Here is a 24241-nt window from a genome sequence, read left to right on the forward strand (position 1 = left end):
CTCTGCCGACCCTGCCCATTCAGGTCATTATGGGATCAGCAGCGTAGTTCCGGTAGTTTTTCTGGACTCCAAATCCATGTGCGCCCGCCCGACCTCACGTAATGGATAGGTTTGGTTGATATTGATACGCACTTTATTGCTCAAAACAACATCAAATAACGCGTTTGCACAATTGGTTAGCTCTTCGCGTGTGGCGATGTAGGTGAAAAGTGTGGGCCGCGTTGCAAAGAGCGACCCCTTCTGCGCGAGCATGGCAAGTGTGAAGTTCTCGATCGGCCCTGAAGACTGGCCGAATGACACGAACATGCCGAGCCGTCTCAAGCAGTCGAGCGATTGTGGAAACGTGTCGCGGCCGATCGAGTCATAGACGACGTGAACGCCAGCGCCAGCGGTAATCTCGCGCACACGTTCTGCGAAATTCTCGGTATTGTAATTGATGACGTGGTCGTATCCGTGCCCGAGAGCTAGACGCACTTTGCTGTCCGAGCCCGCGGTGCCGATCACGGTTGCGCCGAGCGCCTTGGCCCATTGCCCGGCGATGAGACCGACGCCACCGGCTGCGGCATGAAACAGGATCGTGGTCCCGGCGTCGACCTTGTAGGTCCGGTTGAGAAGATACTCCGCGGTCATTCCCTTCAGCATCATCGAAGCGGCCGTCTCCAGGGGAATACCGTCCGGAACCTTCACGAGGTGCTTCGTTTCGATGTTTCGTTCGACGCTGTAGGCGCCATCCGAACCGGCATAGGCGACGCGATCGCCGACCTTAAACTCCTCCACGCCGGGGCCGACTACCGTAATCGTACCGGCCGCTTCCTTGCCAGTCACGAAAGGCAGATGCGGCGCTTTATAGAGACCGGTCCGGAAGTAGACATCAATGAAGTTCAGGCCGATGGCCGCGTGCTTGATCTGGACTTCTCCTGCGCCGGGAGGCGGCAGCTCGATATCGATGTATTCGAGAACTTCAGGTCCGCCAGTCTTGCTGAATGAAACCGCCTGCGTTCTTGCCATTGCCTTCTCCCTAATCGCGCCGTCCAAGCGCCGGGAAGAACTGCAGCACGGCGCCGATGCAGTAGAGGTAGATACCACTGAGGATAAAGAGGACAAGCGCCCATTGCGGGATCACGAAATGCATCAGCAATGCATACATTCCGAGCGCCGACCACAAGAAGAAGACGCCGAGATTGAGCGGCCGTAGGCGCTGTACGCGGACTGGATGCAGAAAATTGATTGGCAGGAAGGTAAGGATGACGGAGACGAGGACGACGGCGAGAGCCGCGATCGCGCTGGCATCGATGACGAACAAGGTGAAGACGATCATGTTCCAGACCACGGGAAAGCCCGAGAAGAAGTACTCCTCGGTCTTCATGCCCGTATCGGCATAGTAGATTGCGCTTGATACGACGATCATCCCTGCCGCCACGAAGGACCATGGCTCGCCGATCATGCCGCTCTGATAGAGCGCGAAAGCCGGCAGCAGGACATAGGTCACGTAATCGATGATATTGTCGAGCGTATCGCCCGACCAGTTTGGCAGCACTTCCTTGACGCTGACCTTGCGGGCAATCGGTCCATCGATGCCATCAACGAGAAGCGCGAGGCCGAGCCACCAGAACATATCGATGAACCTGTGCTCGGCTGCCGCGACGACGCCGAGAAACGCGAGAAAGGAGCCGGATGCCGTCAGAATATGGACGGAGAATGCGCGCATTTCCGCGTAAGGTACGCGCTTGTAATTGAAAATCTTCATGTTTCCCCGAGCAGCCTATGGCGTCCGCGCCCGGCAGACGCGGTTTTTGCCTAATATGCATCCTTTGCTTCGCTTCGCCAGCGCAAAAGCGAGGAAGCGCTGCAAGGCCACGGAATCCTGACCGCGACACGCATATTTCGTGCAAGTCGCCTGAGAAAGAATGGAATACCTTTAATCGCGACACTATTTGTAATATCTCGCTGGCATTGAAATCATCGTGCGACGAATACGGGATCCGATACCGAAATGAACGCCCCTGCAAAGACCGAAGACTTCGCCTCCCCGCTTCCGGCCGGAGTCTATGCCGAAACCGTGCTCAGCGTGACCCATTACACGGATCGGCTGTTTCGGTTTACGATGACGCGTCCGCAGGGCTTCCGTTTCCGGTCCGGCGAATTCGCTATGATCGGACTGATGGTCGAGGGCAAGCCGATCTTCCGTGCCTACTCGATCGCAAGCCCCGCCTGGGCAGAAGAGCTTGAGTTCTTCTCGATCAAGGTTCCGGACGGCCCGCTGACCTCGCATCTGCAGGCGATCAAACCAGGCGACCAGGTCCTGATGCGCAAGAAGCCAACGGGCACGCTGGTGCTTGACGCCCTCACGCCTGGCCGTCGTCTCTATATGTTTTCGACCGGCACCGGCATTGCGCCCTTCGCAAGCTTGATCCGTGATCCTGAAACCTATGAGAAGTACGAGGAAGTCATCCTCACCCACACAACCCGCGACGTAGCCGAACTGAAGTATGGCTTCGATCTGGTCGAAGAGATCAAGAACGACGAACTCCTGCAGGAAGTCGTTGGCAACAAGCTGCGCCACTATGCGACAGTCACTCGCGAGGACTTTGAGTACCGCGGCCGCATCACCGACCTGATTTCGTCCGGCAAGCTCTTTACCGACCTCGGCGTCCCGCCGCTCGATCCGGCAATCGATCGTGGCATGATCTGCGGTTCCTCCGCGATGCTGAAGGATACGAAGGATCTGCTGGAAAAGGCCGGCCTCAACGAGGGCGCAAACAGCAAGCCAGCAGAGTTCGTGATCGAACGAGCATTCGTTGGTTAAACTCATCAAGATAAACTGATCTGCGGCCCCAGAACGGGGCCGTTTTCAATTGTGGTTGCTGAGATAGTCGATCAGCGCGCTCATGGCTTGGCCGGCATCCTTGGATTTGCCTTGCTGGATGGCTCGCATGACTGTCACGTGTAACGAGATGGATTGATCCATACGGCCAGGGCTCGTGGACGCGGACCAGAGGCGACGCGAATGAGTCTGAACCGGTCCAAGGGCCGACGTAATAAAGGCGTTGGGGCAGGCTTCCTCCAGAATTTCGTCAAAGGCCTTGTCCGCGGCGAAGAATGCCGCCAAATCGCCGGTTGTGGCGCACACTTCCATCGCCTGTGCGCATTCGCCCAGCTCTCTTCGGTGCTCTACTGTCGCAAATTCGGCAGCCAATGCGGCGGCGATCGGCTCGAGTTCGCGGCGAACCTGCATCACATTGTTATGGTCTGTCGGCTTGATCTCCGCCACCTGTAGCCCGACACGCGGTTTCACCACGATCAGCCCTTGCCAAGCCAACTTCTGAATCGCCTCGCGCACCGGCGTACGCCCGTGGCCGGCAAGGTCGATCAGGTGCTTTTCAGTCACCAAGGCGCCCGGCTGCAACGTCAACGTCACGATCGCGTGCTCCAAGGTGAGATAGGCAAGGTGGCTGAGAGAGTTCTGCATTCGCGTATCCGTGGCTTCTGAAAATGTCTGCGGGTCGCGGAGGCGACTATAAAAGCTGATGATATATCAGTGCGCTTTCGAACGGCAAGCTGGCACCGAGAAAGCGTGACGTGAGAGCGACGTTCCTCCCCGTCAAGCGCTTCCGATCTGCTAACAAATGGCGTGGCGGCGCAGGGCGAACGGGGTAGCGCCCGTCCCTGCCCGATCGTGCTCGTGGCTAATGTCGGGAGCATTCACCGCGAAGGTCAAGAAGACGGCTACGCGACCGATTACTCGTGTCTCAGTGCCTCGATCGGATTGAGTTGTGCCGCGCGACGCGCCGGGAAGTACCCGAACACCATCCCGATCGCTGCAGAGAACGCGAACGCCACTGCAATCATCGTCGGGCTGACGACGAAAGGCACCTTGAGGACCGTCACCGCCCCATAGCCGAGGCCGACCCCAAGCAGGATCCCAGCGATGCCGCCGAATACCGAGAGTGCGACGGCCTCGACAAGGAACTGCAACAGCACCTGGTTTTCCAGCGCACCAATTGCCAGGCGTATGCCGATTTCGCGGGTGCGCTCGGTCACGGACACTAGCATGATGTTCATGATCCCGATACCGCCAACGAGCAGGCTGATCGCGGCGACGGCTCCGAGCAGGCTGGTCAGCAGCGTCGTCGTGCCGGTCATTGCATCCGCAATCTGCGTCATGTCATTGACGTTGAAGTCATCCTCGCGGCCGGGGATAATCTTGCGCCGTTCGCGAAGCAGGTTTTCGGTTTCGTCCTGGACCTTCGACGTCGATACTCCGTCGCGCGCCGAAATCACGATCATCTGGACATTGGCGTTCGCCTTGCCGCCGATCCGGCGTTGATAGACCTTGACGGGCATAACGACGACATCATCCTGGTCGTTGCCCATGCCGGACTGGCCACGCTTGGCAAGAACGCCAATGACGCTGCACGAAATCTTGCCGACGCGAATCTGTTGCCCCGTGGGATCGGCGGCGCCGAAGAGTTGCGAGCGGACCGTCGCGCCGAGGATGCAGCGCGGGCGTCCGCGTTCCTCTGCCGCATCGAAAGTGCGGCCGGTCGCCATGTCCCAATCCTGTGCGATGAAGTAGTCGTTGGTCGTCCCCATCACGGTCGTCGAGTGGCTCTGCCCGCCGTAAATGACCGTTGCGGTCGTCTGATTGAGCGGCGCAGTGGCACGGAGGCCGTTAACCTGATCGCGGATGGCATCGACGTCCTTGACAGTGAAGCGGCGGGCTTCCGAGCTCGCGCGACCCGGGCCGAATTGGCCCGGACGCGCAAACAGCATGTTGGTGCCGAGCCTCGAAAGCTCGGCCGAGACCTGGGCGGTCGTTCCGTTGCCAATCGTTACCAACGCGATGACCGCCGCCACGCCGATGACGACGCCGAGCACGGTGAGGAAGGAGCGGAGCATGTTCCGGCTGATCGCTCGTAGCGCAAGTTTCAGCGTCTCAAAGAACATGATCCGCCCTCCCGCGATGCTCGAGTTCCGTCTCCAGCTTGCCATCGATGAAGCGCAGCAGGCGCTGCGCATAGGCGGCAATGTCAGGCTCATGCGTCACCATGACGATCGTGATGCCCTGTTCACGATTCAGGCGCGTCATCAAATCCATGATCTCAACGCTGGTCTTGGTATCGAGATTGCCGGTCGGCTCGTCCGCCAGAAGCAGCGAGGGTTCGGTCACAATCGCGCGGGCAATGGCGACGCGTTGCTGCTGGCCACCGGAAAGTTCTTGTGTCTTGTGATGCTCGCGACCGGAAAGACCCACAAGCCCGAGCGCCTCCTTTGCCTTTCGGTGGCGCTCACTCGCATGCATGCCGCGATAGATCAGTGGCAGCTCCACATTTTCCAAAGCCGAGGTGCGCGGCAGCAAGTTGAACCCCTGGAACACGAAACCGAGCATATGACGGCGCAACAATGTCAGCTGGCTGCGGTCGAAGCCCTGTGTGGATACCCCCTGGAAGACGTAGTCGCCCGCGCTCGGCACATCGAGGCAGCCAAGAATGTTCATGGCGGTCGACTTGCCTGAGCCGGAGGGCCCCATGATGGCAACGAATTCGTGTTCACGGATCGACAGATCGACCCCATCTAGGGCGCGAATTGCCGCCTCTCCTTGGCCATAGATCTTGGAGACGTGCTTGAATTCGATGAGTGGCGGGCTCGTCATCGTGAGCCCCGCCTACTTCGCCTGCGAGGTGGTGTCGGTGATCACGGCGTCGCCTTCTTTCAGGTCACCGGAAACGATCTGCGTGAATTGTCCGTCGGAAGACCCTACCTGAATAACGACAGCAGCCGGTTTGCCTGCCTTCAACACCCAAATGCGCCGCTTGGCTCCAGTCAGGGATTCGCCACCCTGGTTGCTGGTCCGCGGTCCCATGCGCGGTGGCCTGAGCAGGCCGAAAATGCCGCGACTGCGAGGAGATTCTGCGGCCGGCGGGGCATAGCGAAGTGCCGAATTGGGAAGCATGAGGGTATTCTTGACCGCCTCTACTGTTACGTCAGCTGTGGCGGTCATGCCGGGGCGCAGCAACAGGTCAGCATTGTCGACCGACAGGATCGCCTTGTAGGTCACGACGTTGTTCGTTGTTTCGGACGCAAATCGGATCTGCTTGATCTCGGCCGGAAAGCTCCGATTGGGATAGGCGTCGACTGTGAAGGCTGCTTTCTGACCGACCGTGATCTGGCCTACATCGGCCTCGTCGACATCGACCTGCAGTTCCATCTTCCTCAGATCGCCGGCGATAACGAAGAGGACGGGCGCCGACAGGGATGCCGCGACCGTCGCGCCCGGGTCGACAGAACGAGTGAGAACCACGCCGTTGATCGGCGAAACGATCTTCGCCTTGGCGAGGTTGACTTCGGCAAGCCGGAGATCAGCCTCTGCAGAGGCCACGGCAGCGACGTTGATGTCCTTCGCGGCGACCGCCGAATCGTACTTGTAGCGCGCATCCTCGAGGCTCTGCTGCGTAGAAACGTTGCTTTGAACGAGGTTGCGAGAGCGCTGGAAAGAGCTCTCCGCCGACTCGAGGTCAGCTGTCGCTTTCACGACGTTTGCTTTGGCCGAATCGAGCTTCGCCCGCGAACTCTTGACGTCAGCCTCAAGCTTGTTCGTATCGAGGGCGGCAAGAACCTCGCCGGCCTTGACCTCGCTGTTGTAGTCGACGTTCACGTCGCGAACCGTGCCAGACAGCTCGCTCGAGATGTCCACCTGCTCCGTCGGCTGCACCGACCCCGTTGCCGTAACCAGCACGGTCAGGTCGCCGCGTTTGATGGGCTGGGTGGCGTAGCTGTATTGGTTCCCCTCCTGCCGCGAATAGAAGTAAGCTACACCGCCGCCGGCGAGAATCAGCAGCAGCAATACCAATAGGCGACCACGCCAACGGCCCTTGGACTGTTTGCGCGAGGCGGCAAGAACGGTCGCCAGATCGGCGCTCGCCTTTGTCGGCTTGGTTTTTTGCGTATTCGTGACGTCGTTCATTCCGGCCTCTGTCAACAAGCCGCCAATGCAGCGTCAGCAAGATGACCATGTCGAAGCTGAACGGCAGATTAGCATCGGCCCGGATTGGCACGAAATGCTGATAGAATGAAATGAAATCTTGGTAATGAGAGTTCAGTTTTCCGTGGGATCAACGGCATCGAGCGCATCCGCCTCGCATTGCTCGGCGCCATCTCTCGGACACAGCCAGGTTTAGCAGCATTCGATCCAATGCATTGAGACGGCGGGATCGTTTGGAGCGCCATTCAGCGAACGAATTCGGATCGCCGCGAGCATCGCCGCCAAACTCCGAGGACGATGAAAATGGAACCACTCGACTTCCGACCGTCGCTGTTGTGGCGCAGCTCGTTTCGGAAGTGCGTTGACAAATCAGTGAGTCGGCAAACGACGCTTGGCCGCCATAAGGAGATCGAGTTCTGTGGCAGATGGCCCGAACTTTTCGTAGAGACGCTTCGCTTCGGTTTCCTCGAGACGATATTTCCTGGCAAATTCACCGAGGCTATAAGGTCGCCCGCGCAACACTTTTCGGGTCGTCGTCGGTGTGGCTGTGGTCACGCTGGTCATCGCATTCTCCTTGGTTGTATAAGGGGCTAGCTAGAGCGTCGCGTGACTTTGTGAAGATGTCGAATGGTCCTCGGAAGGGTTTGATTCGATTTAAGTTTTTTTCGGGAACCTTCTGACGCTTCGTGCATTTATAAGGCGAGATTATGAGCCGCGCCAAGCGGACATGGCGGCGCGAAAGGATGCCCGGATTTTTCCGCTTTCCCGGGTGGCCAACGAAGCGGCACTCGAGCTTTCGCCCGTCCGGTTCATGGTCTCGTTTCCCCCAACTTTGACAAAGCGCCTTCGGGCGCTTTTCTTTTGTGGTCGCTTCACATGCGAGTGCCGAGCTTCGCAATCAGGGTGAAAACCCGGTGACAGGCGAAACGGCGGATGGGCCGTCAGCTGACTTTTCAGGGCCATTCGCAAGAAATGTGCCTAATGCACAGGGAACGATGATTTTTTGGTTGACCGCAATGGGGCACCTGCATATGTTCCGCGCACTTCCAGCCGGGCGAACCACTCGGCTCCAGGGAGAGCGTAGCTCAGCCGGTAGAGCAACTGACTTTTAATCAGTAGGTCTCGGGTTCGAACCCCGACGCTCTCACCAACAGAATCAAAGACATAGTATGAATTCGCGGTGATGAGCGCCTCGCCGCGGCCTCGCTCGCTTGCTACCTAATAGCTGCAGGAGCGGCCTTGCTCGGTCTAGACCCACGCGCTCGACCGCGTCGTTGCCACCAGTTTGTCCGCGTTCGGTCACTGAGGCCGATCGATGGTAAGGGCATGAAACACGGCGGAACGAATTCCGTTCGAACCGCAGCGCGAAATCAAGCCCCTTCTCGTATGCGGTGGTCTCTGCGGGCAAATGCCCATTTCATTGTCGCTACCTGTCCGCAGATCGTTTTCGTGTCCTTGCCCCCAATTCCAATGCGCGACCTGTCAATGTGACGTCGCCTTCCGGCTGGCCAACAACAGAATATAGTCGTCCGCCGCATCCGCGATGGCCATCGCGACCTCCGCCGGCGCCCATCCCTTTTGCTGCGCATCGCGGATGATCTGATGGAGTGCGGGTTCAACGTCGGCACGGCAATCGAGCAGACGTTGGTCATGGGTGGTGTCATTATGGGCCGACTGTAGATTAATCATGGCTGGAACCCCTCTCATGTGAAGGAGTTACCATGACATAGATTGCAGGTTGAGCAAGCAAATGCTTAAGGAAAGGCTGCGATTTCGTTGGGAATGAGCTTTTTCGTACACATATGCGGGGTCGGCAATACGATTCACGGCATAATCGGCCGCTAATACTCTTCAGAGTGTGGTCGGTTTCGCTAGCCGCAGAAGACGATGAGCCTTCAGAGCCAACAAAACTGATCGTATATTGGTATTGTTAGTACGTGGCTGATATGGCCGGATCTCTCAAGATTGGTATGCATTTTCGCATGGTCGTAGGAACTGATAAATACGGCGCTTGTTCTGCGCTCTATCGCGGAATGCGATGCAATAGGCTTCCCTTCTGAGACGCGCGCTAAGGAGGTCTCACAGACCTTCGAAAACGCTGAAGGAGTTACTCGACATAATGTCGAGTTTTTTAGAGACTGCGCCTAGTGGTTGTGATAAGTCGATTTAGGCGGATCGTTGTCGCCAAGTGGACCGGCAACGCTTGACCGAACTTAGCGACGGGTCACGTCAACTGGCCTCGCCTCGCTCGTCTTCAGGCGAACATTTGCGTTGCGCAACCAAACGGATCGCCTATCTTTTTTCTTGTGGGAGAGTTGAGTCTTTATGCGAGCGCAAGGTTTGCAACATCGTTCGGGTTCCAGGCCTGTCTTCAGGCTACCGATCACTTGTCGCTCCTGGGTAGCCTCGTTCGCAGAGCCGCCTCAATTCCCTCGCTAGCGCGGACCTCGTTTTTTCGTTGGAAGGAAAATCATATGGAAGACGCAGGCGTAGGTTGGGTAGCCGCTATCATTATCGGTGGCATTGCCGGGTGGCTCGCGGAAAAGTTCATGAACAGCAACATGGGTCTGTTGATGAACATAATACTCGGTATTGTGGGTGCAATTGTCGCCAATGCCATACTGTCGGGATTGGGAATCACGCTTGCTGGCTGGCTCGGTTACCTAATCGCTGGTTTTGCCGGCGCGTGCCTGCTCATTGCCGTTGGGCGGGTCATACGTCGCTAGACGACAAATCAAAAGCCGGGCGCCAATACGCCCGGCCCTCGCCTGGTCAAATGCCGACCGATCTTATCGACGGCTCATCAATCCGAAAAGATAGGCGACGCCGGCTGTCACGGCGAGCGCGAAGATCGGCTCCTCCCGTACCTTGTCGCGCAGTCGTTCCGTCATGACCGAGGCTTCGTCGGCTACGGCGGTCTTGGCGCCGTGTCCAAGCGCCACAACGCTTTCGGACAGGCGTGCAAGGTCTTCACGCAATGCTGCGACCTGTGCGGAAAGATCGTCTGCCGCGATCTCCGCCTTCACACGCGCGGTTGCTGACTGGGCGGAGGCGGTTTTCATATCGGCCATGGTCTGCTCCTCTTTTCCGGATGCTGTTCAACGATTTAGTCCCGGGAAAGGTTCCGGCATCCGGGATCTTTTGCGGCGCGAGGTGCTCCTGCATGGTTGCAGGTATAGCGCAGATGTTTTCGCGCGATAACCCTTCATTTCCTGCCGGCTTTGTTCTAAGGAACGTCGAAAGCTTTGCCCGCGAACGGGCGAATATAATGCGAGGTTTGCGTTTCGATGTTCGATCTTCTGAGAAGAGCTGCTCATACCTGGGTTGCCAAGCTCCTCATGCTGCTTCTGGTCGCCTCTTTCGGCATCTGGGGCGTGTCACGGTCGCTGATATCAGGTGGCAGCAGCACGACGGTCGTCAGCGTTGGAGACCAGCACGTCGATGTAAACGAATTTCGTCTGGCTTATCAGCGACAGGTCGCAAATCTCAGCCAACAGTTCGGCATGCGCCTGACGCCCGACCAGGCTCGCGCCTTTGGCGTCGAACAGCAGGTGCTGGCACAGCTCGTCGCCGGCGCATCGCTCGACCAGTTGGCGAACGACATGAACCTTGGCTTGTCGCAGGATCGGCTAGCGCAGTTGATCGGTGACGACCCGGCCTTCAAGGCGGTCAACGGCCAGTTCGACCGCACGCTCTTTACGTCGCGACTGCGTAATGCCGGTATCCGCGAGGACGACTACATCAAGGAGCGCAGCAAGGTTGCCGTCCGCAGCCAGATCGTCGACGCTATCTCGAACGGCTTCACGGCGCCGAAGACGCTCGTCGATGCGCTCAAGCTCCATCGCCAGGAAAGCCGTGGCATCGATTACCTCCTGCTGACCAATGCCAATATCGAGCCGATCAAGGCGCCTGCCGAGGATGTGCTCGCCAAGTGGTTTGAAGGTGCCAAGACGCGCTACCGCGCGCCGGAATACCGCAAGGTCGCTTTCCTCAAGCTTCAGCCGGAGGATATCGCCGATGCTGCGTCTGTTACGGACGATCAGATCCGCGAGGATTTCGAAAAGCGTAAGGACAGCTTCCGCACTCCCGAGACCCGCACGATCGAGCAGCTGACCTTCCAGAACAAGGATCTTGCCAACGCTGCCGCAACCGCGTTGAAGACCGGTACGACGTTCGATCAACTGGTGACCGATCAGGGCAAGACGGCAACCGACGTGTTCCTGGGTGAGTTCTCCAAGGACAAGGTTCCTGATCAGGCAATTGCCGATGCGGCCTTTGCAGTGTCGAAGGATGGCGGAACGACACCTGTTGTCGATGGTACCTTCGGCCCGGTCATTCTCCGCGTCAGCAACATCAAGCCCGAGAGCGTGAAGAGCCTTGACGAGGTCAAGGAAGAGATCCGTAAGCAATTGGCCGTCTCCAATGCCTCGCAAGAACTCATCAATGTACACGATCAGATCGAGGATCTGCGTGGCTCTGGGTCGACGCTGGAACAGATTGCAGAGCAGCTTAAGCTGAAGGCAGTCGTGATCGATGCCGTCGATGCCACTGGCCTCGACAAGGATGGCAATGAGGTCAAGGATATTCCGGCCAAGCAGCAGGTTCTTGGCGCAGCCTTCCGGACGGACGCCGGCGCGGACGCGCCTTCCCTTTCGATCGGTACAGACGGCTATCTCTGGTTCGAAGTCCGTGATGTCACACCGGAGCGCGACCGCCCACTGAGCGAAGTGCACGATAAGGCCGTCGCCGACTGGACGGCCCAACAACAGAAGCTCGAACTTGCCAAGAAGGCCGAGGAACTGAAGCAGCAGGCACAGAAGGGAACATCGCTCGCCGATATCGCCGCGCCGCTTGGCATTACGGTTGAAAGCAAGAGTGGCATCACCCGTGGCACGGATGACGCCGTTCTTGGCCGCGCCGGTGTCAGCGCCGCATTCTCCGGCCCGATTGACACGATTGCCAATGCCGTTGGCGCCGACCCGACAACGCAAATCCTTCTCAAGGTCACTGAAGTCAACACGGAACCGACGGGTGACGTGCTCAACAACCAGGACCAGCAGATCACAGCAACGGCAAACGCCGCCGGCGACGACATTCTCGATCAGATGGTCAACCTGCTGCAAACGCAGTACGGCGCATCGATCAATCAGTCTCTCGCCGATCAGGCGGCAGTCCGCTAAGGGGAACAGAAGCGCATGACCGATCTGAAGCCGCTTTTGGCGAAGGCTGCGAGCCGCGAGCCGCTGACACGTGAGGAGGCCCGCGAGGCCTTTGAGATTCTGATGTCCGGTCAGGCGACGCCTTCGCAGATCGGCGGTTTCCTGATGGCATTGCGCGTCCGCGGTGAAACTGTCGACGAGATCGTCGGCGCCGTCACGACGATGCGCTCGAAGATGCTGACCGTCGATGCACCTGCTGACGCAATCGACATTGTCGGGACCGGCGGCGACGCAAGCGGGACCTACAATATCTCGACGCTGGCCGCCCTTATCGTCGCCGGTGCTGGTGTACCTGTGGCGAAGCATGGCAACCGGGCCCTGAGCTCGAAATCGGGTGCGGCAGACAGCCTTGCCGCTCTCGGCGTCAAGCTGGATGTAACCCCTGAGGTGATCTCGCGGTGCATTCGCGAGGCTGGTGTGGGATTCATGTTCGCCCAGCAGCATCACTCCGCCATGCGCCATGTTGGCCCCACGCGTGTCGAGCTCGGCACGCGCACCATCTTTAATTTGCTCGGCCCCCTCTCCAATCCGGCTGGTGTCCTCCGCCAGTTGCTTGGCGTCTACGCGCCGCAGTGGGTCGTCCCGATTGCCGAGGTCATGCGCGATCTCGGCTCGGAAAGCGTGTGGGTTGTTCACGGCGACGGCCTCGACGAAATCACAACAACAGGAAAGACGAGTGTCGCCGCACTCGAGGGCGGCAAGATCCGCACCTTTGAATTATCGCCATCAGATTTCGGTGTTGAGCCCTGCCGCCTGGAGGCCATCAAGGGCGGAGACGGCGTGGTGAATGCGGCCGCGCTGCGCGACGTGTTGAGCGGCGCGAAGAATGCCTACCGCGATATTGCGCTCGCCAATGCGGCGGCCTCGCTGGTGATATCCGGCAAGGCTCAGCTACTCGAGGACGGCATGCGGCTTGCCACGCAGTCCCTGGACAGCGGAGCGACGGCCGCGGCGCTCGACAAACTCGTCGCGGTGTCGAACGACATCGACTAGGATAGATCCATGACCGACATCCTGAAGAAGATCGAACTCTACAAGCGGGAAGAGATCGCCGCCGCAAAGGCGAAAGTATCGCTGGCTGATCTGAAGGCGATGCAGGCGGATCAATCGGCGCCGCGCGGCTTTTACCGCTCGCTCGTTGCGAAACGCGAGGCCGGCCAGTACGGTCTCATCGCTGAGATCAAGAAGGCCAGTCCCTCCAAAGGACTGATCAGACCCGAGTTCGATCCACCGTCGCTAGCCAAGGCCTATGAACTTGGAGGCGCGGCATGCCTTTCGGTATTGACGGACACGCCAAGCTTCCAGGGCGCGCCGGAGTTTCTTATGGCGGCGCGTGCAGCGTGTTCGCTGCCGGCGCTGCGCAAGGATTTCATGTTCGAGACCTATCAGGTGCAGGAAGCGCGCGCCTGGGGCGCCGATTGCATTCTGCTGATCATGGCCTCGCTCTCGGACGACGACGCAAAGCGCCTTGAAGACGAAGCCTTTGGGCTCGGTATGGATGTGCTGGTGGAAGTCCACGATGCCGAGGAGATGGAGCGTGCGCTGAAACTCTCCTCCCTGCTCGTTGGGATCAACAATCGCAATCTGCGAACATTCGAAGTCGGCCTTGAGGTCAGCGAGAAGCTCGCGCCGATGGTTCCCGGGGATCGTCTGCTGGTGGGCGAAAGCGGCATTTTCACGAACGCAGATTGCAAGCGCCTGCAGGCAGTCGGAATCAACACCTTCCTGGTCGGCGAGAGCCTGATGCGCAAGGAAGACGTTGCAGCGGCCACGCGCGCACTACTCTTCGCCGAAGCCGCTCAGGCGGCCGAGTGATATGAGCGGCGGCCAATCCGGTCTCACACACATTGACGCCTCCGGCGAGGCGCGCATGGTCGATGTCGGCGACAAGGTCGAGACCACGAGGGTTGCGACCGCCGAAGGCCACGTGCGAATGGCGGCTGCGACCCTTGATCTCATTCGGGCGGGCAATGCGAAGAAGGGGGACGTGATCGGCACGGCACGCCTGGCCGGCATCATGGCGGCCAAGCAAACGAGTAATCTCATCCCGCTCTGCCATCCCTTGATGCTGACGAAAGTTTCGGTCGACATCACGGAGGATGCCGATCTTCCTGGTTTGCGCGTCACTGCAACGGTGAAGCTGACGGGCAAGACCGGCGTGGAAATGGAAGCCTTGACAGCCGTTTCTGTTACCTGCTTGACGATATACGACATGGCCAAGGCTGCCGACAAGGCCATGGAAATCGGCGGCATCAGGTTGCTCGAAAAATCAGGCGGTAAGTCTGGAGACTTTCGTCATCCGGAGTACGGCAAATGAGCATGCTGCCCGTTGCTGAGGCACAGGATCGCCTGCTGTCACGCGCAAAGCCGGTCCAGACGATTGAAACTGTTTCCTTGACGGAGGCCGAAGGCCGTGTACTGGGAGCTGATGTTAAAGCGAGGCTGACCCAACCCCCTTTCGACGCATCCGCGATGGATGGGTACGCCCTGCGCCGTGACGACGCGCCGGAGCCCGGCGCCGAGCTGAGGCTGATAGGCATGTCGTCCGCCGGTCATGGGTTCGAGGGTGTTATCGGCAAGGGTGAGACTGTTCGGATCTTCACCGGCGCCCCGGTTCCGCCGGGCGCTGATAGCGTCTTGCTGCAGGAGGATGCAGAGAAAATCGAAGGCGGTATCAGGACGACATTCCCTGTTCGTCTTGGTCAGCACGTCCGGCCTCGCGGTCAGGACTTTCTTGAAGGCGAAGCGGTGCTCAAGGCAGGCACTGCGCTGGATTTCTCCCGCCTAACAGTGGCGGCCGGAATGAACCATGCCTCCCTTGAGGTCTGGCGCAAGCCGGTGGTCGCGTTGCTTGCGACAGGCGACGAATTGCTGCCACCCGGAAGCTCACCGGCTCCAGCGCAGATCATTGCGTCTAGCACCTTCGGCATCGCTGCCTTGGCGCGCAAGGCTGGAGCCGAGGTTCTTGATCTCGGGATCGTGCCCGACGACAAGGCGGCGATTTCGGCGGCGATCGAGCGCGCAAGGCGGGCCGAGGTCGATGTTATTGTGACACTCGGCGGAGCCTCGGTCGGCGACCACGATCTGGTACAGGCTACGCTCCTCGCGTCGGGTATGAAGCTCGATTTCTGGCGGATTGCGATGCGACCCGGCAAACCGTTGATGGTGGGCAGCCTCGGCGAAGTGCATGTCCTTGGCCTACCCGGAAACCCGGTATCAAGCCTGGTCTGCGGGCTGCTGTTCCTTGAGCCGTTGATTCGCAAGCTGGCCTCACTGCCGCCGGTCAAACGCGACGCGACTGTCGAGGCGGCTGCAACGCTCCGTGCCAACGACCAGCGGCAGGACTATGTCCGAGCCACACTGTCGCGATCGTCAGCGGGCGTGCTGGCGGCAAAGCCGTTCGCCAAGCAGGACTCGTCCATGATGAAGATATTTGCCGAGGCCGACTGCTTGATCGTTCGGCCGCCTCATGCACCGGAACTCAGCGCGGGGAGTCCCTGCCCAGTGATGTTGCTAAGGCCCGACCTTCTCGACTGACGCCGTCGAGCCTCATTTGCGCTACTGAGTATTTTCCTGGGAACAGAAGCAGGATTGAGATGACGACGGAGGCTGTCAAGGACACACAGGCCATGCTCTCCGGCATGAGGCCGACACTCATGGAGGGCGAGTTCGTATTCTGTGTGACATCTGACGAGGATGTCGCTCGGCTTGCGCTGCCCGATGCACTCGCCTGGTTTCGCGAGCGCGAAGGAATCTCCGTGATCCTCTCGAAGCGGCGGGCCGCGGAACTCGGCTTCAATTGCGATACGCCGATGCGGCGTATCGTTCTCGAAGTTTTTTCGTCGCTGGAAGGTGTCGGCCTGACGGCCACCGTTGCCTCCGCGTTGGCAACCCACTCAATCCCATGCAACATGGTAGCAGCCTACCACCACGATCATGTTTTCGTTCCTGCCGCGATGGCGGATTTGGCGCTTGAGGTCTTGCTGAAGCTGCAAGAAGCGTCGTCGAATCGAGTGTCCTCGTTGATCAGGACTCCGCTAGAGTGAACACCCCGCCGATCGCCCCCTGCCCAGTCGAACCGTCGCCGAAATCGGGGGCAGCGTATTCAGCCACCAGCCTTAGGGCCGCGAGTGGCAGCGACTGCCTGCGTGGATCTCCGATGAGCACGTCAATGCCTGCCTTGCGACTGGCCACAAGGAACGGCAAGACCCTCGCTGCCAGCCGGGCATCGTAGAAGACGTCGCCTGCAAGGATGACATCGACATCCGGTGGAGCGCCGGCGAGCACATCGGCGCTCGTCACTTCGATTGCGACGCCGTTCGCTTCCGCGTTGAGACCGATTGCTGCGATCGCGTTCGTGTCGATCTCCGCGGCAAGTACGTGGGATGCTCCGCACTTTCGAGCCACGATCCCAACGATACCGGACCCAGAACCGAGATCGAGGACGCGGCGATCGCGAATGGTATCCGGATACCTCATAATATGCCGCGCAAGCAGCGTTCCGCCGGCCCAGTTGTAGGCCCAGTACGGCGGCGAACCGTTCGCATCGTTGGGTCTGAGACGTGAGAGCCTGCTTCCGGGATGAGCCGTATAGAGTATTATCTCCGACAGGTCAGGTGCTGGTTTCAGGTGAAGGTTTTCGACGATAAAGGCGCGAACGTCTGATAGGGGGAGAGCGCTGCGACTTGGCTTAGCCTCACGACGGTGCTGTCGGCTCATCCTCTTCCCGCTCGGCCAATCAATAATTCTTCATCGCCAGATGCGGCATGCCGCCATCGGCGAACTCGTCGCCGAAAGCAACGAATCCGAAGCGTTCGTAGAGCGCTATTTTATCGCTTTGTGCCGTCAGGTAAAATCGGTTCTCGCGGGCGGATCGATGCTCGTTCATCGCATAGGTCAACATTGCGCTCGCGACGCCGTGTCCGCGCCATGGCTTACCGACGGCGACGCGGCCGATCTTCACATGCTCGTTCGTATGGATGGTGCGGAGCGTCCCGCAGACCTCGCCGCCTGCTACAGCGACGACATGATGCGCCGTCAGGTCGAGCGCATCAAACTCTTGATCGTCAGGGACATTTTGTTCGGCGATGAAGACCGCACGTCGGAGCCTGAACGCCTCATTGCAAAGGGTACTGAAAACAGGAACCGTCAAGACGATCGTATCTGTCATTGTCTTCTCCCCCTATTTCTAGCGGAGGCGCAAAAGCTGCGCCGCTGGCGGGATGATTATCCCTTCTTTTTCGAGAACTTGGGCTTTGGGCCACTACTGCCCTTGCCCTCGAACTTCGCTTTGCCCGGCTTCTTGGCCCAGGGCTTTGAGTCGCGCCGCTCGTCGCTCCCGCCCTCGTTGCGGGCTTCTTTGCGGAACTTGCCTTTTGGGCGCTCATCGCTGAATTCACGACGCTCGCCAAAGGCCTTTTTGCCGGCATAGGCTTTGGAAGCCGCCGCAGGCTTGCTGAAATCGGGCGTGCCGTTGAGAGGCGTGACGCGGATGCCACGCTCCATCGTCTTGTTTGGACCGATCGACTGCAGGAAGGTGTCGGCGCTGTCCGCTGAAATCTCGACGTAGGTTTCGTCGGGCTGCATCTTGATCGCACCGATCTCCCGCTTCGTCAGATTGCCGTTCCGGCAAAGCATCGGGATCAACCAGCGTGGCTCTGCATTCTGCTTGCGACCGACCGATATCGAAAACCACACGCTCGCGCCGAAGTCATCGCGGGGACCTTTCTGATATGGTTCGCGTGGACCGTCGGTGTGCTCGCGGCGCTTGCCGCCGCGGCTATCCTGGACCGAGACCTCGATCAGATCCTCCGGTGCAGACTGGTTGGACCGGTAGAGATTAACGAAGGCGGCGGCGAGCTTTTCGGCGCCATGTGTATCGAGGAGCCGCTGGACCAGGTCCCGCACCTCCTCGCTCGGAGCATCCTCGAAGATGGGATCGGCAAGCAGCCGCGCCTCGTCACGTGCTGTGACCTCTTCCGCTGACGGCGGACGAGCCCAGGCGGCCGAGATGCCGGCGTTGTCGAGAAGGCGCTCTGCCTTGCGGCGCACATTCAGCGGTACGATCAGTGCACTGACGCCCTTGCGGCCGGCGCGACCGGTGCGGCCGCTGCGATGAAGCAGGGTTTCCGGATTGGTCGGAAGGTCGGCATGTATGACAAGGTCAAGGCCCGGAAGGTCGATCCCGCGAGCGGCAACATCCGTTGCGATGCAGACGCGCGCACGTCCATCCCGCATCGCCTGTAGCGCATGGCTGCGCTCGTTCTGCGTCAGTTCGCCCGACAAGGCGACGACGTTGAAGTTGCGATTGTGAAAACGCGCAGTCAGATGGTTGACCGCCGCGCGCGTCGAACAGAACACGATAGCGTTGGTCGCTTCATAGTACCGCAGGACGTTTATGATCGCGTTTTCGCGGTCGCTCGGCGACACGACAAGAGCGCGATATTCGATGTCCCCGTGCTGCTTTTCCTCGGTTGCCGTTGCGATCCGCACGGCATTTTTCTGATAGCTCTTCGCGAGCTTGGCGATGGCTGCCGGCACCGTTGCCGAGAACATCAGCGTGCGACGATCATCCGGGGAGGAATCCAGAATGAATTCGAGATCCTCTCGGAACCCGAGGTCGAGCATTTCGTCTGCTTCATCAAGCACGACAGCCTTGAGCGCGGATATATCGAGTGCGCCGCGACGGATATGATCGCAGAGGCGACCGGGTGTGCCGACAACGATGTGGCAACCACGTTCCAGCGCGCGGCGCTCGCTACGGATGTCCATGCCGCCGACGCAGCTGACGATCAGCGCGCCGGTCGCTTCGTAAAGCCATTCCAGTTCGCGTTTGACCTGAAGCGCAAGCTCTCGCGTCGGTGCGATCACAAGGGCAAGCGGTTCGGCCGCGGGGCCAAAGCGTTCCGCGTCCTCGAGCAGCGTCGGCGCTAGCGCAAGGCCGAAGGCGACGGTCTTGCCTGACCCGGTCTGGGCAGAAACGAGGGCGTCCGACGCGGCGAGAGCCGGGTCGAGCATGGACTTTTGAACCGGCGTCAGCTCGGTGTAACCGCGCTTCACCAACGCCTTGGCGATCGCCGGAACGACGCCGTTAAAATCTGTCATGTTGTCTATCTTTCGGAAGTCTCGCGCGCATGTTGCGCCCTGGCCAGCAGTTGCCGGTGGAGAAGTTGGCCGTTCCTACTCGGTCAGGCGGCAAATGTCAAAGCGGATGTCCCTGCCATAACCATACATCGATGCCTTCGCTTCTGCCCCGAATGCGTGCCTTTGCGGGGCCTTCAAGGCGGCCGGCTCGAACGGGCGCGCTATCCGCCCCCGCCGCCTCCATCAGTGCGGTGCTCAACGCTAGTTCGACACCGCGCTCGGCAGCGACCTCCATCAGGCGGCTGGCGACATTCACGGTGTCGCCGGTTGCCGTAATTTGCTGGCGGCTGCCGGTTCCAAGTCGCGAGGCAACGACCGGACCACAATTAGCCCCAACCTTGAAACCGGTTTTTCGGCCGCTCAGGGCGGGATGTGCCGCAAGCCAGGGCCGCATTCGCTCGCACAGGCGAATGGCACACGCGGCGGCACGCGCGGCATCGTCATCGGCCGGTTGCGGCAACCCGAAGAGAATCATCGCGCCATCGCCCATGAAGCTGGTGATTGCGCCACCATGCGAGCGCGCCTCCTCGTCAACGAGCTCGAAGAAATCGCTGAGAACTTCGCGGACATTGGTCGCGCCAATTGCCTCGCTCAAGCCTGTGAAGCCGGAGAGGTCGATGAAGACGACCGCGGCGTCTTGCCGGACCGGTTTTGCGAGAAAGTTAGGATCGCGCGCGAGCCACTCACCCAGGCCCGGGGCCTCGATGCGCTGCAGGAGATCGCTTTGCGCCGCAAAGTGTGCGGCCTGGCGACGATCGATCCAGATCTCTGCTGCACCGAAAAGCAGCACCGGCGGCAGCGCTGCTGCGATCGGCAATGCCGCACTGAACCAATAGCCGTGCGCGAAGGCGGCAATGTTCAGGCCGGCCCAGGCGAAAGCCACGGAGGCTATGATGGCATAGCCGATAGAGCTGCGCCGCCATGCAAGCAGGCTGATCAGCAGGAGCGGCAGAGCCACGGCCATTAGCGAATCGAGCAGACGCACATTATGGTCCCTGATGATGCTGTCGCCAGCAATCAGATGTGTCGCTGCCGTTGCCATTACCTCAACGCCCGGGAGCACCGGATCGAAAGGTGTCGGGAAGACATCGCCGCCGCCGGTCACAGTCGAGCCGATGACGACGATTCTGTCCTCGATTGCATTGGCCGGGAGCTTGCCGGCGAGCGCGTCTGCGGCACTGAATGTCGGAATTGTGCCGCGTGGACCATAGAAGGTAACCGGTAGCCGCTGCCCATTGTCGGTCGGCAAATGCCGGTCACCGAGCGCAAGGCCGCCGGGCGAGAACGCCGGATTGATACCCAGCGCCAATGAGGCGACCCGCAATGGAAACGAGGCATCGACCCGCTCGCCGCCGCGGGAAATCAGGGGGATGAAGCGTGGTGTACCTGATTCATCGGTGGCGACGTTGACGACGCCGATGGCCGCAACGTCGGAAAACCGGCTAAGGGGCAATAGCATCTTGCTGGCGGTCGGTATCGACGCCAGCGGATCGTTGGTGTCGATACCGACCGCCTGTGTCTCCTTTTGGAAGACGCCGGCGGCGGCGATCACGCTGGGGGTCTGCTTGAGCGCCACGACAAGTGCGGCATCGCCCTCTTCCGGTCCGGGATCGACCAGCAAGAGATCAAGCGCTACTAGCTTTGGTTTCAAGGCATTGACGGCGTCCACCACGCGGGCGAGCGTCGCCCGATTGAGCGGATAGCCGTTGTCGGCGGCGGTCTGGTCGTCGATTGCAATGATGCTGGTAATCGGCGGGGGCTCCTTGGCGCCAATGACCGTGCTACGCAGATCGGTGAGAGAGGCTTCGAGGCTGTCGAGGAAGCTTATGCCGCCCGAAAGATGCATATAGCCAAGAAGCCCGCCCCAAAGTGCGGAGAGCAATAGCGAGATCGTGATCAGGAGCCTTTTGGCCTGCATCGGCGCTATTGGCCAAGGCGGGCAAGCAGAGCCGCGGCGCGGGCGGGGGGCCAGCGGCGGACGGTAAGCGGTCCGCTACCCCGCGCGACGTCTACGCCCTCACCTACATTCAATACGACGCGCTCTCCTGCCGATGGACGACCGACCGCCACACGTCCGCGTACGACAAAGACGGATGTCGTACCGTTCTTGACGTCGACAGCCCAGCGCGTGCCGCGCACGGCCGCGATCGCTTGTGGCGTAATCACCTCGAACCCGTCCGACCGCCGTGCGCGGTCGACGTCAACGAGGACGGCCTTGTTCCGCAATGACATGGCGTCTGGCCGCCCATCGCGGTTGCGATCGACGAGATTGAAGCGCGCCCCACCCTCTGCTGTGATCGTGACGCCATCCGCGCAGCGCATGATTTGCCGTGACGTTCCCGTCACGCGCTCCATGGCGCATCCGCTCGTTTGTGCCAAGGCCGCATCAGAGGTGAAGAGAAAGGTCGCGCTACCCCAGGCGGCTGCGGCGAAAAGCAGTCTCAAGTTTACAAGCATATCCGTCCCCCCGATCGAACGACATTGCGTGTAACGGCCATCATGCCTTGATTGCTGCAGCACGCATGCCCAAACGTCAATGACTTTCCTATGCTATGAGAAGCTTCTCGGGTACTTCGACTGCAGGTCCAGTATAGCGTGCTCTTGGACGAATGAGATGGCCGCTCTCGACTTGCTCCATGGCGTGAGCCAGCCATCCCACGGTTCGTGCAAGCGCGAAGATGACAAGAGGGGCATCGTCGGGAAGATCAAAAGCTGCGCCCATGGCCGTTAGCGCGAAATCGATGTTGACACCTTCTCCTATGATTTCTTGCCCCGCTTCTGCCAGTTCGGCATAGGTTGGCGGCAAGGAAAAATTGGACATTAGCGCCTTCGCTCTAATGTCTCCGTCCGGATACAGAGGATGGCCGAAGGCAGGGAGCGCCCTTCCCTGCGTCAGCGCCTGCCGTATTGCTTGGCTGGCCCCACGCGCATTGACCTCTGCGACTAAAGAGACGACGCTCCGCCAGGCGCCTCCGTGGAGCGGTCCGGTCAAGGTCGAAAGGCCTGACAGGACCGCAGCGGACAGTGTTGCGCCTGAAGAGGCGGCCACGCGTGTGGCGAAGGTCGATGCGTTGAGTTCATGATCGGCAAGGAGCACCAGTGCGCGCCTGACGCAATCGGCCGCTTCGGGCCTTCGCCAACCCATGGCGAGGCGTAAATGCAAGGGCGAAGCCGTCCTATCCGGTGTGAGCGCACTTGCCACGGTCGACAGAATGCTTTCCGCTTCCGTCTTCAACACCTTAGCCGACCGCCCAGGGGTCGGCAGATCGCGGGTGACGCGCCGTGCGAGCAGAAGAAATGCCCGCTCCAACGAAGGGGATTCTTCCGGCTCCATGCTGGGTGCTGCTGCAATCGGTTCTGAATTCCACAGAAGCGCGGCGGTATCTTCAAGCGTCGCATGTTCCGCCCAAGTCGTCGCATTGTGGCCGCGATAATACAGCCGGCCATCCAGAATGGTCGAAATGGCTGATGGCAGAATTGGGTCACCCCACTGGATGGTATCTGCCGCGACCGTCTCGGTCTTGCGCCGACCAGCGTGGCGTTCGGCGAGCCGCATGACGTCGGCCGCGTTGTAAAGACTGCGCCGCGGGTCGCTGGTATCCGCCTTGGCCCGGATCCGGCCGCGGCTCACATTGGCGTAGAGCGTTTGCGGTTTTGTGCCGAGTTTCTCAAGCGCCTGCTCGGCGGTTAGCCAGGACATCCTGCCCTCTTACATTGATCAATTTCATCAAGATTGACGTCAATTAATCTAGGCTCGATCCTGTTGCACGTAAAGGAGAAACATGATGAATAACGGTTTGGAAGATGTCATTGCAACTGAAACGCGGCTCTCTGATGTGGACGGCGAAGCAGGTCGCCTGATTATCCGTGGCGTGTCGCTCGATCATCTCGTGTCGACATCAACCTATGAAAGTGTGGCTGCGCTGTTGCTCGACGGCCTGACGGAACGGCGTTTCGGTGCAGCAGAACTCGGCAAGTGGCTGGGCGAAATGCGGTCAGGCTTGTTCGCCCATGTGACGGTTCTTGACACGGAGTTGCTGGCATTGCCGCCTGTGGACGCGATGCGCGCTCTGATCGCTCACCTGCCGGATGGTGAGGACTTTGAAGCAGTACTCAGATTACTGGCCGCCCCGGCGGTTTTCCTACCAGCGATCCTCCGCATGCAGAGCGGCAAAGAGCCGGTAGCGCCTGATGGTTCCCTGTCGCAGGCGGCCGACATCCTGCGCATGTTGACTGGCCAGTTGCCGAGTTGGGAGCAGACGGCTGCGCTCGACGCCTATCTTGTGACGATCTCGGACCACGGCCTAAACGCCTCGACCTTCGCATCGCGTGTTATCGCCTCGACGCGTGCCGGCCTCACCTCGTCAGTGCTGGCGGCGATAAGTGCGCTCAAGGGACCGTTGCACGGCGGCGCTCCGGGTCCCGTGCTGGACATGTTCGATGCGGTCGGGACCAGCGACAATGCGCGCGATTGGCTTGGCGACGCATTGGACCGCGGCGAACGCTTGATGGGCTTTGGCCACCGCATCTACCGGGTGCGTGATCCGCGCGCCGATGCCCTGAAGCAGGCTCTTCGGCCGCTGGTCCTAGCCGCACAGGTCGACAGACAGCGGATCGAATTGGCAGAAGCCGTAGAGCACGCGGCGCTCGCCATCCTTAAGGAGCGTAAGCCGGATCGTCCGCTGGACGTCAATGTCGAATTCTACACGGCCTTGCTGCTCGAAGCGCTGGGCTTCCCGCGTGAGTCCTTCACCGGCGTGTTCGCGATCGGCCGGACGATAGGGTGGATCGCGCATGCGCGCGAGCAGGCGCTGGAGGGCCGACTTATCCGGCCACGTTCGGTTTATGTTGGGCCGCTGCCGGAAGCGGCGTAATCGTTGATACAAAAACAGCCCGG

General features: G+C 60.0%; 24 protein-coding genes and 1 tRNA gene. 10 read left to right on the forward strand and 15 right to left on the reverse strand.

Features of this window, described 5'->3' with window-relative positions; translation table 11 throughout:
* Positions 1-27 precede the first annotated feature (27 nt).
* Positions 28-1008, reverse strand: a complete 981-nt coding sequence (locus ATY80_RS12615; protein ID WP_088692762.1) for a quinone oxidoreductase — start codon at positions 1006-1008, stop codon at positions 28-30.
* A 10-nt stretch (positions 1009-1018) separates the two neighbouring features.
* Complete coding sequence (gene pcsA / locus ATY80_RS12620) at positions 1019-1747, reverse strand: phosphatidylcholine synthase (RefSeq protein WP_088692763.1); 729 nt, start codon at positions 1745-1747, stop codon at positions 1019-1021.
* A gap of 246 nt (positions 1748-1993) precedes the next feature.
* On the opposite strand from pcsA, the gene ATY80_RS12625 reads away from it, so the two are divergent.
* Positions 1994-2806 (forward strand): ferredoxin--NADP reductase, encoded by an 813-nt coding sequence (locus ATY80_RS12625; protein WP_088692764.1) that lies wholly within the window; start codon positions 1994-1996, stop codon positions 2804-2806.
* Positions 2807-2851: 45 nt separating this feature from the next.
* Here the strand turns inward: ATY80_RS12625 and ATY80_RS12630 are convergent, their stop codons facing one another.
* The 5 genes from ATY80_RS12630 to ATY80_RS12650 form a co-directional block, all read right to left on the reverse strand.
* The gene (locus ATY80_RS12630) at positions 2852-3469 is read right to left on the reverse strand and encodes a GntR family transcriptional regulator (protein ID WP_088692765.1); all 618 of its coding nucleotides are present in this window, start codon (positions 3467-3469) and stop codon (positions 2852-2854) included.
* A gap of 269 nt (positions 3470-3738) precedes the next feature.
* Entirely contained in the window at positions 3739-4947 is a 1209-nt protein-coding gene (locus ATY80_RS12635; RefSeq protein ID WP_088692766.1) for an ABC transporter permease, read from the reverse strand.
* Positions 4937-5653, reverse strand: coding sequence for an ABC transporter ATP-binding protein (locus tag ATY80_RS12640; RefSeq protein WP_088692767.1), 717 nt, complete (start codon positions 5651-5653; stop codon positions 4937-4939). The genes ATY80_RS12635 and ATY80_RS12640 overlap by 11 nt, the downstream gene beginning before the upstream one ends.
* Positions 5654-5665: 12 nt before the next feature.
* Positions 5666-6964 carry an efflux RND transporter periplasmic adaptor subunit gene (locus ATY80_RS12645; protein WP_088692768.1) on the reverse strand — a complete coding sequence of 433 codons (1299 nt, stop codon included), beginning with the start codon at positions 6962-6964 and terminating at the stop codon, positions 5666-5668.
* A gap of 387 nt (positions 6965-7351) precedes the next feature.
* Positions 7352-7546: a hypothetical protein gene (locus ATY80_RS12650; RefSeq protein WP_088692769.1), complete on the reverse strand. Its 195-nt coding sequence runs from the start codon at positions 7544-7546 to the stop codon at positions 7352-7354.
* A gap of 510 nt (positions 7547-8056) precedes the next feature.
* On the opposite strand from ATY80_RS12650, the gene ATY80_RS12655 reads away from it, so the two are divergent.
* Positions 8057-8132, forward strand: a tRNA-Lys gene (locus ATY80_RS12655).
* A 332-nt stretch (positions 8133-8464) separates the two neighbouring features.
* On the opposite strand, the gene ATY80_RS12660 is transcribed toward ATY80_RS12655, so the two are convergent.
* Positions 8465-8671, reverse strand: coding sequence for a hypothetical protein (locus ATY80_RS12660; RefSeq protein ID WP_088692770.1), 207 nt, complete (start codon positions 8669-8671; stop codon positions 8465-8467).
* 785 nt (positions 8672-9456) lie between these two features.
* Here ATY80_RS12660 and ATY80_RS12665 point away from each other — a divergent pair.
* Positions 9457-9708, forward strand: coding sequence for a GlsB/YeaQ/YmgE family stress response membrane protein (locus ATY80_RS12665; protein WP_088692771.1), 252 nt, complete (start codon positions 9457-9459; stop codon positions 9706-9708).
* Between the two features lie 63 nt (positions 9709-9771).
* Here the strand turns inward: ATY80_RS12665 and ATY80_RS12670 are convergent, their stop codons facing one another.
* A complete protein-coding gene (locus ATY80_RS12670) occupies positions 9772-10053 on the reverse strand; it encodes a hypothetical protein (RefSeq protein WP_007793703.1) in 282 nt (93 codons plus the stop codon).
* Between the two features lie 216 nt (positions 10054-10269).
* On the opposite strand from ATY80_RS12670, the gene ATY80_RS12675 reads away from it, so the two are divergent.
* Genes ATY80_RS12675 through ATY80_RS12700 form a run of 6 tightly spaced genes read left to right on the forward strand, consistent with a single transcriptional unit; the run spans position 10270 to position 16247 of the window.
* A complete protein-coding gene (locus ATY80_RS12675) occupies positions 10270-12162 on the forward strand; it encodes a peptidylprolyl isomerase (protein WP_088692772.1) in 1893 nt (630 codons plus the stop codon).
* A 15-nt stretch (positions 12163-12177) separates the two neighbouring features.
* On the forward strand, positions 12178-13194 hold the full coding sequence (trpD, locus tag ATY80_RS12680) for an anthranilate phosphoribosyltransferase (protein WP_088692773.1): 1017 nt from the start codon (positions 12178-12180) through the stop codon (positions 13192-13194).
* Between the two features lie 9 nt (positions 13195-13203).
* Complete coding sequence (gene trpC / locus ATY80_RS12685) at positions 13204-14016, forward strand: indole-3-glycerol phosphate synthase TrpC (RefSeq protein ID WP_088692774.1); 813 nt, start codon at positions 13204-13206, stop codon at positions 14014-14016.
* 1 nt (position 14017) lies between these two features.
* Positions 14018-14518, forward strand: a complete 501-nt coding sequence (moaC, locus tag ATY80_RS12690) for a cyclic pyranopterin monophosphate synthase MoaC (protein ID WP_088692775.1) — start codon at positions 14018-14020, stop codon at positions 14516-14518.
* Positions 14515-15738, forward strand: coding sequence for a gephyrin-like molybdotransferase Glp (glp, locus tag ATY80_RS12695; protein ID WP_088692776.1), 1224 nt, complete (start codon positions 14515-14517; stop codon positions 15736-15738). The genes moaC and glp overlap by 4 nt, the downstream gene beginning before the upstream one ends.
* A gap of 59 nt (positions 15739-15797) precedes the next feature.
* On the forward strand, positions 15798-16247 hold the full coding sequence (locus tag ATY80_RS12700; protein ID WP_088692777.1) for an ACT domain-containing protein: 450 nt from the start codon (positions 15798-15800) through the stop codon (positions 16245-16247).
* On the opposite strand, the gene ATY80_RS12705 is transcribed toward ATY80_RS12700, so the two are convergent.
* From ATY80_RS12705 to ATY80_RS12730, 6 genes are all read right to left on the reverse strand, one after another.
* On the reverse strand, positions 16228-16920 hold the full coding sequence (locus ATY80_RS12705; protein WP_088692778.1) for a 50S ribosomal protein L11 methyltransferase: 693 nt from the start codon (positions 16918-16920) through the stop codon (positions 16228-16230). The two genes, ATY80_RS12700 and ATY80_RS12705, sit on opposite strands and share 20 nt — an antisense overlap.
* A gap of 19 nt (positions 16921-16939) precedes the next feature.
* Positions 16940-17371 carry a GNAT family N-acetyltransferase gene (locus ATY80_RS12710; RefSeq protein ID WP_088692779.1) on the reverse strand — a complete coding sequence of 144 codons (432 nt, stop codon included), beginning with the start codon at positions 17369-17371 and terminating at the stop codon, positions 16940-16942.
* Positions 17372-17427: 56 nt separating this feature from the next.
* Positions 17428-19305 (reverse strand): DEAD/DEAH box helicase, encoded by a 1878-nt coding sequence (locus tag ATY80_RS12715; RefSeq protein WP_088692780.1) that lies wholly within the window; start codon positions 19303-19305, stop codon positions 17428-17430.
* Between the two features lie 97 nt (positions 19306-19402).
* A complete protein-coding gene (locus ATY80_RS12720) occupies positions 19403-21262 on the reverse strand; it encodes an adenylate/guanylate cyclase domain-containing protein (RefSeq protein WP_088692781.1) in 1860 nt (619 codons plus the stop codon).
* Positions 21263-21267: 5 nt separating this feature from the next.
* A complete protein-coding gene (locus ATY80_RS12725; protein WP_088692782.1) occupies positions 21268-21801 on the reverse strand; it encodes a FecR domain-containing protein in 534 nt (177 codons plus the stop codon).
* A gap of 88 nt (positions 21802-21889) precedes the next feature.
* The gene (locus ATY80_RS12730; protein ID WP_088692783.1) at positions 21890-23044 is read right to left on the reverse strand and encodes a citrate/2-methylcitrate synthase; all 1155 of its coding nucleotides are present in this window, start codon (positions 23042-23044) and stop codon (positions 21890-21892) included.
* Positions 23045-23129: 85 nt separating this feature from the next.
* Between ATY80_RS12730 and ATY80_RS12735 the strand changes: the two genes are divergently transcribed.
* Complete coding sequence (locus tag ATY80_RS12735; RefSeq protein WP_088692784.1) at positions 23130-24218, forward strand: citrate synthase/methylcitrate synthase; 1089 nt, start codon at positions 23130-23132, stop codon at positions 24216-24218.
* Positions 24219-24241: the final 23 nt, after the last annotated feature.

The sequence above is a fragment of the Rhizobium sp. R711 genome (assembly GCF_002211365.1).
Classification (GTDB): domain Bacteria; phylum Pseudomonadota; class Alphaproteobacteria; order Rhizobiales; family Rhizobiaceae; genus Rhizobium.